7 protein-coding genes and 2 pseudogenes are annotated in these 10,807 nt (G+C 71.0%); 2 read left to right on the top strand and 7 right to left on the bottom strand.

The genetic code is table 11. The annotated features are described in order from the left end of the window. Window positions 1–211: 211 nt before the first annotated feature. The 5 genes from ACTHNQ_RS05905 to ACTHNQ_RS05885 form a co-directional block, all read right to left on the bottom strand. Window positions 212–577: a bacitracin resistance protein gene (locus ACTHNQ_RS05905; RefSeq protein ID WP_440331946.1), complete on the bottom strand. Its 366-nt coding sequence runs from the start codon at window positions 575–577 to the stop codon at window positions 212–214. Continuing rightward, on the bottom strand, window positions 574–1,107 hold the full coding sequence (locus tag ACTHNQ_RS05900) for a hypothetical protein (protein ID WP_018171155.1): 534 nt from the start codon (window positions 1,105–1,107) through the stop codon (window positions 574–576). Before ACTHNQ_RS05900 ends, ACTHNQ_RS05905 begins: the two co-directional genes overlap by 4 nt. 59 nt (window positions 1,108–1,166) lie before the next feature. After that, entirely contained in the window at window positions 1,167–1,883 is a 717-nt protein-coding gene (locus ACTHNQ_RS05895; protein WP_440331944.1) for a copper homeostasis protein CutC, read from the bottom strand. A 90-nt stretch (window positions 1,884–1,973) separates the two neighbouring features. Then, window positions 1,974–2,180 carry a hypothetical protein gene (locus ACTHNQ_RS05890; RefSeq protein ID WP_018171157.1) on the bottom strand — a complete coding sequence of 69 codons (207 nt, stop codon included), beginning with the start codon at window positions 2,178–2,180 and terminating at the stop codon, window positions 1,974–1,976. Between the two features lie 82 nt (window positions 2,181–2,262). Further along, the gene (locus tag ACTHNQ_RS05885; protein WP_018171158.1) at window positions 2,263–2,421 is read right to left on the bottom strand and encodes a hypothetical protein; all 159 of its coding nucleotides are present in this window, start codon (window positions 2,419–2,421) and stop codon (window positions 2,263–2,265) included. 158 nt (window positions 2,422–2,579) lie between these two features. On the opposite strand from ACTHNQ_RS05885, the pseudogene ACTHNQ_RS05880 reads away from it, so the two are divergent. Both ACTHNQ_RS05880 and ACTHNQ_RS05875 read left to right on the top strand, forming a co-directional pair. Continuing rightward, window positions 2,580–6,874: pseudogene (locus ACTHNQ_RS05880) on the top strand (nSTAND1 domain-containing NTPase). 1 nt (window position 6,875) lies between these two features. Next, window positions 6,876–8,261: a hypothetical protein gene (locus tag ACTHNQ_RS05875; protein ID WP_440331942.1), complete on the top strand. Its 1,386-nt coding sequence runs from the start codon at window positions 6,876–6,878 to the stop codon at window positions 8,259–8,261. A 59-nt stretch (window positions 8,262–8,320) separates the two neighbouring features. On the opposite strand, the gene ACTHNQ_RS05870 is transcribed toward ACTHNQ_RS05875, so the two are convergent. Together ACTHNQ_RS05870 and ACTHNQ_RS05865 are read right to left on the bottom strand one after the other, a co-directional pair. Further along, complete coding sequence (locus tag ACTHNQ_RS05870) at window positions 8,321–10,156, bottom strand: bifunctional metallophosphatase/5'-nucleotidase (protein WP_440331940.1); 1,836 nt, start codon at window positions 10,154–10,156, stop codon at window positions 8,321–8,323. A gap of 153 nt (window positions 10,157–10,309) precedes the next feature. Beyond that, window positions 10,310–10,807 (bottom strand): annotated as a pseudogene (locus tag ACTHNQ_RS05865) (ketol-acid reductoisomerase); the annotation flags it as partial.

The raw sequence follows: 10,807 nt of genomic DNA, 5'->3' as shown, positions 1-10,807 counted from the left end.
ACCCAGGGCGTCGATCGTGGCGGGAGAGAGTTCTTCGGCGATCAGAACGACAGGCTTCGTCACGGTGTTCCTTCGGTGACAGCGCGCGAGCACGCGGCATTGCTCGGATGGGATCGTTGCCGCGCCGCACGCCGTCGGGGGCGAGGCCTACACCGGCCAGCCTATCGCGGGCGGCCGGGGACCTCTGACCGTGTGACGGCGCCGGCGGGGGTCAGCCGAGGAAGGCGGCGCCGTAGACGGCCGCGTACGCGATCACGTTCAGCCAGAACACCGCCACGACGCACAGGCCGGTGAGCAGCACCAGGGCGAAGTGCCACCACAGACGGCGCCACCCCACTGCGAAGGCGATCGCGAACGCGATCAGCGGGAAGACCACCGCGAGCAGCAGCACGAACCAGCCGTAGCCGTTGAGTCCCAGCGGTCCGGTGGCCTGGTCGATCAGGAACGCCAGCGCGTTCCACAACGCGTAGGCGTAGAACAGGCCGAACAGCACGGCGATGGCGACCAGGCCCCAGACGGGCATCTGCAGGCGCGACGCGCGTGCAGGGGTCGCGGCATCCGAAATCTCTTCGCTCATCGTCCGATCGCCCCCACCATGATGAACGGCCACGGCAGCAGCAGGACCGCGCCGGCGATGAGCCAGACCATCCGCACCCACGGCTTGGACCGCGCGGTGAGCAGGAATACGGTGCCGAACCACACGATCGGCGCGAGGACAGCCAGCCAGAGGCTCACCTGATAGCCCACCGGCGACACGAGGAAGGCCGCGGTCCCCTGCAGACGCAGCCCTCCGATGATCCAGCCGATCGCGAAGAGCGCGTACACGCCGCCCAGCACGCCGACACCGACCAACTCGCCGTTGCCCATCGGTGCGCGCTCCGCGATCGCCGGACGGGAGACGGATGCCGCATCCACCGCTGCGGCGGCATCCACGGTCTCGCTGCCCCTGCCGACAGCCGTGAAGCCCTCGGGAAGCTCCGGCGCAGTCGCCGGCTCGGTGTCGGGCTCGACGTCGTCGGGTCCGACGTCGCGGGACGCGCCGACGTCGAGCGTGGGATCGTCGTCACCGTCCCAGGACAGGGCGTCGTCTTCGCGGCCGTTGGTCACGTCCCCAGCGTACTGCCGTGGAACGACGGCGGCCGCCTCTGTGCGAGCGGCCGGGCCGGTCAGCGAGCCGCCGCCACCGCTGCGGCGACCACTGCAGCATCGGTGATGTCGTGCCCTGCCGATCCGCCGCCGGGGCCGGAGGGGGCGTCGTGGCCGGCGCGGCCCCGCGCCGACAGATGCACGGCGTCGACGCCGGCCGCGAACAGCGCCGGGATGTCGGCGGGCTGCACACCGCCGCCCGCCATCACCTCGACATCGCCCGATCGCGCTGCGAAGGCGGCGAGCGCGTCCAGGCCGTCGATCGAGCGGGCGGCGCCGCCCGAGGTCAGCCCGCGGTCGACGCCTTCGGCGACGAGGGCGTCGAACACGGCCGCGGGGTCTGCTGACGCGTCGATCGCGCGATGGAACACGAGTGTCGCGGGGCCTGCGGCATCCCGCCAGCGACGAAGCGTTTCGAGATCCAGACCGCCCGACGCGTCGAGCGTGCCCACCACGACGCCGCCCGCTCCGCGCTCGACGCAGGCGCGGATGTCGGCGGTCACGATCGCGACCTCGTCGGCGTCGTACACGAAGCCGCCGCCGCGTGGGCGGACCAGCACATTCACGGCGGCGGGGTCGACCGCGGCCAGCACCGCCTCGAGCAGTCCGAGCGAAGGCGTCAGACCGCCCGCCTCGAGCGCCTGGCACAGCTCCAGACGCGTCGCTCCACCGGCCATCGCGATGCGGGCGCCCGCGGGGTCCTGGACAGCGATCTCGACAGGGCGGAGTGCAGGCATGCGGTGAAGCCTACCGCCGAGCTCGCCGTCGGAACGGCTGTGGTGACAGGCGCGAGACCCGCCGCTCCCCGTCGCGGCGGGTCTCGATGCTCAGGCGAAGCGCGGCCGGCGCGGCCGGGCGAAGTGCTCGTGCAGCCACAGCCCCAGCCCGACGTATGCGTGGGCGATCGGGGTCTCGGGTGTCAGTTGCACACCGCGGTCGGCGATGTTGCGTCGGGCCTCGTGTTCGCGGACCAGCTCGGCCGTCCGCTCGCGATGCACGCGGTCGGCCAGGGTCACGGTGGTGATGCCGTCCATGGCCTTTCCTTTCTTCGGGCGACACCGGGTCTCGGTGTCGTGTGGTGTAGAGCGGATCTTCGCCCGCCCTGATACGCGCGGTCTACTGGAACAGCATCGACACGCGGGCGGAGCCGCCGGCGTGGCGATCGTCCCCCGACGATGCGGCGACGGCAGTGATGGCACCCGCCGCGAGCACCATCGCGACGGCGACGCCGACGGCCGCGACGACCGTGCGACGGATGACCCTGGTGGCGTTCATGTGGTCTTCCTTCCCTGATCGGCCGCAGGAGCTCTGCGCCGCGGTGAACCCAGAGTCGCGGCATCCGGTATCCGTCTCGCGCACGGCCGGTACTCACCCGGTACTCGCCGCGCCCGCAGCCCGTTGACGCTGGTGCCGCGGACTCTCACACTGTGTGCATGGCCATCAGGGTGCTGGGGCCGCTCGATACGGGGAGCGAGCACGCCCTGAGCCCGCGGGAGCGGGCGGTGCTCGCCGCACTGATCGTGTGCGCGGGGCGGGCGGTCACGCCTGGCGAACTGGCGGAGGCGTACTGGGGCGAGGAACCGCCGCGCACGTGGCCGCAGCAGGTGAAGACCTCGGTCGCCCGCATCCGCTCCGGCCTCGGCGCGACGGCGGTGGTCACGCGCGGGTCCGAGTACGCGCTCGGGCTCGACCCGGCGACCATCGACGCGTTCGAGTTCGAACGGCTCGTCTCGGCCGCACGGCTGCAGGCACTTCACGAGGAGCACGACCGTGCGATCGATGCGTACCGGCGCGCTCTGGCGCTGTGGCGGGGGCAGCCGTACCCCGAGCTCGCCGATTGGGAGCCCGCGGCCGTCGAATCGGCGCGACTGGCAGAGATCCGCGACAGCGCCGAGGAGGAGCTGCTCGAAGCCCGCCTCGCCGATGGCGAGCACCGCGCCGTCATCGCCGACGCCGAACGTCTCGTGCGGGCGCGGCCGCTGCGCGAGAACCGCTGGGCGATTCTCGCGATGGCGAACTACCGCGCCGGCCGCCAGGCCGAGGCGCTGGCGACCCTGCGCGCGGCGCGCGAGCGGCTGGCGGACGAGCTCGGCATCGACATCGGCGAGCGCCTGCGATCGCTCGAAGCCGCCATGCTGCAGCAGGACCCGGCGCTCGCACCGGTGCGGACCCTGCACCGCGTCAGTGAGGCGTGCCCGTACCGTGGTCTGTCGGCCTTCTCGCCCGACGACGCCGATGAGTTCTTCGGCCGCGAGGATGACATCGCCGCGATCCGCGACCGCGCCCGCCCGGGGTCGCTGACCGTGGTGGTCGGCGCCTCGGGATCGGGCAAGTCCTCGCTCGTGCTCGCAGGCGTGGTCCCCCTCATCTCGGAAGGCCGTCGTCTTGCCGTGGTCACCGCGGGGCGGGATGCGGCGGTCGACCTCCGAGCTCGCATCGCCCAGCGCGGACGGGCGGAGGTCATCGTCATCGATCAGGCCGAGACCGTGTTCCAGCTCGATCCGCGCGAGTCCGACGAACTGTGCGCGATCGTCGCCGACGTGCTCGCCGACGGCGCCACCGTCCTGATGACGCTGCGCAGCGACTTCCTCGACCGGGCGACCGGTCTCCCCCGCATCGGCGCGGCGATCGGCCGCGGCGTCTACGCCGTCGGCCCGCTCTCGGCCGACGGTCTGCGCGCGGCGATCGAACGTCCCGCTGCCCGCGCGGGACTGCGGCTGGAGCCGGGTCTGGTCGAGCTGATCCTGAGGGATGCCGGCGACCGCCGTGCCACGCTGCCCCATGTCTCGCACGCGCTGGTGGAGACGTGGCTGCGTCGAGAGGGCGCGACGCTGACGTCGCGGGCTACGAGGCATCCGGCGGCATCGCGGGCGCCATCGGCCAGTCGGCCGAGACCCTGTACCGCGCGCTCGAACCGGGCGAGACCGAGGCCTGCCGCACCCTGTTGCTGCGCCTCGTGCAGCGGGGACCGGACGGCGCGTCGGTGCGCCGCATCGCGCACCTCGAACCGCTGATCGCCGACGGCACCCGCCGACGCGTGCTCGACCGCCTCGTGGCGGCACGCCTGCTCACGGTCGACGGCGACAGCGTCATGGTGGCCCACGAGGCGGTGGCGAAGGCGTGGCCGCGCCTGGACTCCTGGCTCGAACAGGATGCGGCGGGCGCGCGCATCATGGCGCTGATCGCCACGGCCGCCGAGGTCTGGGAAACGGACGGGCGCCGGGACGAGGACCTGCTCCGCGGCGCACGCCTGCAGGCAGCGGTGGAATGGCGCGAGGCATCCGATCCGGATCTCACCGACATCGAACGCGAGCTCATCGAGGCCTCGTCCGCGCGCGAGCAGAGCGAACTGCGCGCCTTGGAGCAGCAGACGGCGCGCGACGCCCGGACCAACAGGCAGCTGCGCCTGCTCCTCACGGGCGCCACGGTGATGCTCATCGGTGCGCTCGTGTCGGGCGGCTTCGCGATCGTGCGCGGACAGGAAGCCGCGGCGTCAGCCGAGGACCGGCTGACCGAAGCCGTGACCAATCGCTCCAAGAGTCTGGTGGAGACGGACGCCGATGTCGCGGCGCTCATGGCTGTCGCCGCGTACCGGCAGTGGCCCGGCGACGCCCGGTCACGCGACGCCCTGCTGACCATGATGACGGCCGCCCACGGACTGATCGGCACGGCCGTGATCCCCGATGCCACCGAGCGGATCGGCGCGTGGCCCATTCCCGGCACCGACGAGGTCGCAGTCGTGCGCGACAAGAAGGTCCTCGAGATCCGCAGCATCGTCACCGGCGATCTCATCCGCACCATCTCCGACGACTTCCCTGCCATGAAGCAGCCAGTACGGCCCTGGATCCGAGTCAGTGACGACGGCGCCACGATCGTCGTGCTGCAACATGCCGACGAGATTCCGGAGGAGGACGCCATCGACCCCCTTCGCCGCGATGAGCTGATCCACTTCTTCGACGTGAAGACAGGCGCGCGGATCGGAGCCCCGATACCGGTTCCGGAATGGGGCGAGGCCCTCGAGATCTCGGCAGACGGCCGCTACGCCAGCTGGGCGTCGAACGGAACGGTGGTCGTCGTCGATCGCGACACCGGCGTGGTCTCCCGAGCGCAGTTCTCCCGGGCCCCCATCCCTGCTGACCAGCCGTCGCTGGCTGCCTCAGGCTTCACGTCCGACGGGGCCGTGGTCGTCACCGACGTCACCGGCGACGGAGCGATCCTCGACCCGTCATCCCTCACCGTGCTGCGTCGCTTCACCGTGCCGCCGGAGTCGGGCGGCTGGCGGGTGATCGCCGCGCCAGGACTCATCATCACCGATGGCAGGAGCCAGGTCGCCGCTGTCGACGCCGCCACCGGCGCCGTCCGATGGAGCCGCGATCACGTCGCGGACGACGAATGCCGGCGGGCTGTCGCCTCGTCGGTGCAAGGCCTCCTGTTCTGCGTGTCTCTGGGGGGTCAGTTCACGACTCGCGCCCTCACCACCGGCGCGCTCATCTCCTCAACAGGGCAGGACCAGCTCGGAGCGGGTGACATCGCGCTCAGCCGCGACGAGTCCGAACTCGTCGTGATGAGCTCCGTCTCGCCGTCGATCGAACGCCGGAAGGCCGATGACGGCGGACCGGCGAGCGACTCGATCGGCCCGCCCGACACGGTCGCGTTCACCGGCGCCGACCCATCCGAGCGGTACGTCGTCCTCAACACGACGGAGGCGGCATGGACGGACGACCGCGACCTGGTGCTGTGGGACATCGCGCGAAACGCCCCCGTGGGTGCGCTGTCGGATCTCGTGCGCGCGGACGACTTCGCTGACGGCATCGCGGTCGAGGCGGACTGGCTGGATGATGCGACGCTCTCGGTCGTGGTCTTCAGCCCGAGCGGCGAAGCCCAGGCGACCGCCGCGGCCGAAGCGGGCGACGAATCGGCGGCGCGAGCGATCGAGGTCGAACGCCGCCTGATCTACGACGTCGCGCACGACAGGCTGATCGATCGACCGGATCTCAGGGGGTTCTTGCGCTACTGGCGCGCGCCAGGGGGCGACGTGGTCTACGCGCTCGTCGCCGACTCCGACCCCCCGACCATCGTGCCGCTGCGCGCCCATACGCTCGAGCGTCTCGGCGGCACCATCGAGCTCGAGGCCGAGGTGCAGTCCGTCTCGCCCCTCCAGGACGGGTCGGGGATCGTCGCCACGATGTATCTCGACGGCGCGACCCTCTGGGAGACGGCCGTCTACGACAACGACGGGACGATGCGGGCATCCGGCCTGCCCGCGGCATCCCGTTCGACCGTCACGGGCGACGGCGAGATCATCGCGAACAACGTCACCGAGCTGGAGCGGTACTCCCTCGACATCGATGAGCTCGGCCCCCTCCCCGGCGGGGTCAATCAGGGCACGCAGCTCGCCGTGGCGGGGACGAATCTGCTCGCCGCCACGCCGTCGCCCGGCCTCGCGATCATCGACCTCGACTCGCGGCGACGGCTGGGCGGCTGGATCCCCACGTCGAGGGTCAGCAGCACGGCCTGGCCCGACGGCAGCGGCAGCGGCTTCTACATGTCGGGCCTGCGGCACGTCTCGCACTGGACGCTCGATCCGGCCGCGCACGCGGCGGCCGCGTGCCGCCTCGCCGGCCGCGAGCCCACAGCCGAGGAATGGGCGACCTACCTCTCGGACCTCGGGCCGCAGCATCCACTCTGCGCGGACGTGCTCGGCAGCGCTGCCGCCGGCGGGCCCTGACATGTCGCGCCCGGCGCGCGACGCCACGCCGCGAATCCGCGGGCTGCGCTGGACCCTGTGGGCCGGCGCCGCGGTGCTCGTCGTGGTCACGGTCGTCGCGGCCGGCATCGCGATCGTGAAAGGGCGCGACGCCTCGGCCGCCGCCGAGGATCGTCTCATCCAGCAGATCACGAGCCGCTCACTCGACCTCGCCGGCACCGACCCTGCCGTCTCGGCGCTGCTGGCCGTCGCCGCCTCGCAGCGGTGGCCCGACGACGTGCGCACCCGTTCAGCGCTGCTCGGCGTCGTGGCGGCCGGAATCGAGGACGATCCGGCATCCCTCCCCATCGGCGGACCGGACGCCTACGCGCTGACGGGGATCGACCCGTCGGGCGCGTACCTCGTCACCGGCTCGCGCGCCGCGCGGGACGCCGACGCCGAAGACCGGCGGCCGCTGACCGTCTGGGACGTGCGGACGGGCACCGCCGTCGTCGATCTCACGACCTTCACCGATCCCGATCCCGCGCGCACCCAGGCCTTCGCGGCCGCCGCGGAGTGGATCGGCCCGGGCCGCCTGTTCCTCGTGTTCGACGACCCGCAGACCCGCGGCGAGCACTACGCGCTCTACGACGTCGCCCACGGCATCGCGACGAAGGCCGTGCTGGCCGACCCGGTGCAGTGGTTCTTCACGGCGACCGGCGGGCGGCTGTACGGACTGATCCCCATCGATCCCGCTGCCGGACGCTATCGCCTCGCGCGCTATGACCTGGAGACGCTGAGGCGCGTCGGCGATCCGATCGAACTCGATATCGCGCCGAGTTCGGTCTCGGCGACCTCCGACGGCACGCGGATCGTCGTCACCGGCTGGGCGGATGCCGCGCCGCACTGGCGGACTCGTGTCTACGACTCCGATGGCCGGCTCCTTTCCGACGGGCTCGACGGCACGACACGCACTGTCGTGGCGGGCGCCCGAGTGATCGCCGCCGACCGCTCCGGCCTGCTGTCCCTCACGCTCGGCCTCGCCCCGCGGGGAGTCATCGACCCCGATCCCGCGTCGTCGGTGCACCTGAGCGTCGACGACGCCGGACGGACGCTCGTGACGACCGCCGGTGAAACGGTCAGCGTGCGCGATCTTCCGTCCGGGCGAGCGCTGGGCCCTCCGATCCGCGTCCCCGATCTCGCGGCCCCGTCGGAGATCGACGCGGACGGCGGCGGGTTCACGCTCTCGGGCGCCGTCGGCGTCCGGTACGTGACCCTGGAGCCCGCCGAGCAGGCCGCAGCGGCCTGCCGCATCGCCGGGGGTGAGCTCTCGCGTGCGGAATGGGAGACGTTCCTCTCCGACCTGGGGCCGTGGCGTCCGCTCTGCAGCGACGTGCTCTCGACGCCTGAGGCGACGCCCGCCGGCTGAGGGACGATACGACGTGCGGCCCGGCCCCTTCACCCGGGCCGGGCCGCACGAATCAGAGGTCAGAAGACCGGCGTGCCCGCGCGCACCAGCTGCCAGTTCACGACGTGGAAGTCGGCCGGGTCGATCGTGCCTGCCGCCGAGGCGTAGGCGACGATGGCCTCGCGGATGGCGACCTGGGCGTTGTAGATCATCGGTGCGGCGGCGATGTGCGGGAAGCCGCCGCCGCCGGACTGCCGGTAGTTGTTGACCGCGACGACGAAGCGCTGATCGGGCGCGACATCCGCGTTGTCGTACTTGAGGTTCAGGATGCGGGAGCCCTGAGGCTGCGAGATGTCGATGTCGTACGTCACGCCCGAGAACTGGTCGTAGTTGTAGTCCGGGGTGTTCAGCGCGTTCGTCCAGGTCTCGGGCGCCACAGCAGCGGCGGGCGCGACCTGCTGGAAGTACTTGGCGGAGTACTCCAGATAGTCCTTGATCTGCGCCCCCGTGAGCACCGAAGCCATCAGTGTGTTGTCGTAGATGTAGAGCCCGGCGATGTCCTTGATGGTCACCTGGCCCGCGGGGAACGTGGCAGCGCGGTTGAACGGCGCCGCGATCGAGACGACAGGAAGGGATGCCTCCGGCGTGCCGGCGATCGCCTTCTTCACCGTCTCGACCTGCACGTGGTTCACGTAGTCGAGGATCGCGGTGTCCTTCCAGCACGACTCGGCCGCCGAGAGAACCTCTGTGGACGTCGCGACCGCGGTGTTCACATACGCGACGACCGCATCGTGCTGGGCCTTCACGACCGCCACGAGCGCCGGGTCGTCCTCGACCGTGTTCGCGTTCACGGAGTGCGCGGACTTCGACACGATTCGCCACGTCCCGCGAGAGAACGCCAGGTCCAGCTCGAAGACGCTCAGTCGCTGACCCCACTTGGCCGGCTCGCTCATGACGACCTGGTTCCCCGTTGTCTTATTGGTCACGACCACCTGCGGCTTGTCGTTGTGCGCGTGGCCGAAGAGGATCACGTCGATCTCCGGCACCTCTTCGGCCAGCAGCGCGGCCGCGTTCTCGACCGGCAGGTCGCTGCCGTACGACGACAGTCCGCTGTCGCCCGCGTGCACGCTCACGACGATCACGTCGACGCCGCGGCGACGCATCACCGGCACCCACCGCGCGGCCGTCTCGACCACGTCGAGCACGTCCACCTTGCCGCTGACGTTCGCCTTGTCCCAGATCACGACGCCGGGGTTGGTGAGTCCGAGGACGCCGACACGGATCGCCGGAAGCCCCGCCCCGGCGTGCATGTTCTTGATGATGAACGGCTCGAATCGCGGCACCGTCGTGCCCGCATGCACCGCGTTCGCCGCCAGCGCCGGCGCGTCGAGCTGAGAGATCCAATTGTCGAGGAAGTCGAGCCCGTAGTTGAACTCGTGGTTGCCGAGGGCGACCGCGTCATAGCCGATCGCGTTGAACTGGGCGGCCATCGGGTGGATCGCCCCCGTCGACGTCACGGGCTCCACGGTGGCGTAGTAGAAGCCGAGAGGCGTGCCCTGGATCGTGTCGCCGGCATCGAACAGCAGCGTGCGCTCGCGACCCACGTCGGCGCGCACCTGGTTGACGAGACTCGAGACGCGGGCGAGGCCGATGGCGTTCTTGCCGCTGTCGGTATACGCGGCGTCCTTGTAGTAGTCCCAGTTGAGCGCGTTCGAGTGGATGTCGGACGTGCCCATGATCGCGATCTTGACGATCTTCTCGCCGGGGGCTGCTACAGCCTTGGGTGCCGCTCCCCAACCGGCGGCGGCGAGCACGCTGGCCGCCGAAGCGCCGACCAGAAGGGTGCGGCGGCTGAAGCCCGACCGCGGTGGATCATCCGTGAGCGGGGTGAGGTCGTCGGATGCGTGGTCAGGCATGTGTTCTCCCATGGCGAGGATCACATCACGCGCGCGAGGTCCGCGACAAGACCCGGACGATGAGGAAACTCTCAGCAATCGGCGAACAGCCGGTGACACGCTGAAAGGCCCGGCCCCGCGAGCGGGAACCGGGCCTTCGGCGGAACGGTGAGGTCAGCGCGCGGCCGAGCCCTCGACGTAGTCCTCGTCCTGCTGCTTCCACGCGAACAGGGCGCGCAGGTCCTTGCCCACGGCCTCGATCGGGTGCTGGGCGGCCTTCTCGCGCAGCTCGTGGAACTCGACGGCGCCGTTGTCCTGGTCGTCGATGAAGCGCTTGGCGAACGCGCCCGACTGGATGTCGGCGAGGACGGCCTGCATGTTCTCCTTGACGTGCGGATCGATGACGCGTGGGCCCGAGACGTAGTCGCCGTACTCGGCCGTGTCCGAGACCGACCAGCGCTGCTTGGCGATGCCGCCCTCCCACATGAGGTCGACGATGAGCTTCAGCTCGTGCAGCACCTCGAAGTACGCGATCTGCGGCTGGTAGCCCGCCTCGGTCAGCGTCTCGAAGCCGTATTCGACCAGCTGCGACACGCCGCCGCACAGGACGGCCTGCTCGCCGAACAGGTCCGTCTCGGTCTCTTCGGTGAACGTCGTCTTGATGACGCCGGC

This window comes from Microbacterium sp., assembly GCF_051953575.1.
Lineage (GTDB): Bacteria > Actinomycetota > Actinomycetes > Actinomycetales > Microbacteriaceae > Microbacterium.
This window is presented reverse-complemented; position numbering and strand designations above follow the sequence as displayed.

Bases quoted from the DNA above. Each gene is read 5' to 3' on its own strand.
- ACTHNQ_RS05905 (WP_440331946.1), bottom strand. From the start codon at position 577: ATGAGCGAAGAGATTTCGGATGCCGCGACCCCTGCACGCGCGTCGCGC.
- ACTHNQ_RS05870 (WP_440331940.1), bottom strand. From the start codon at position 10,156: ATGCCTGACCACGCATCCGACGACCTCACCCCGCTCACGGATGATCCA.
- ACTHNQ_RS05895 (WP_440331944.1), bottom strand. From the start codon at position 1,883: ATGCCTGCACTCCGCCCTGTCGAGATCGCTGTCCAGGACCCCGCGGGC.
- ACTHNQ_RS05890 (WP_018171157.1), bottom strand. From the start codon at position 2,180: ATGGACGGCATCACCACCGTGACCCTGGCCGACCGCGTGCATCGCGAG.
- ACTHNQ_RS05885 (WP_018171158.1), bottom strand. From the start codon at position 2,421: ATGAACGCCACCAGGGTCATCCGTCGCACGGTCGTCGCGGCCGTCGGC.
- ACTHNQ_RS05875 (WP_440331942.1), top strand. From the start codon at position 6,876: ATGTCGCGCCCGGCGCGCGACGCCACGCCGCGAATCCGCGGGCTGCGC.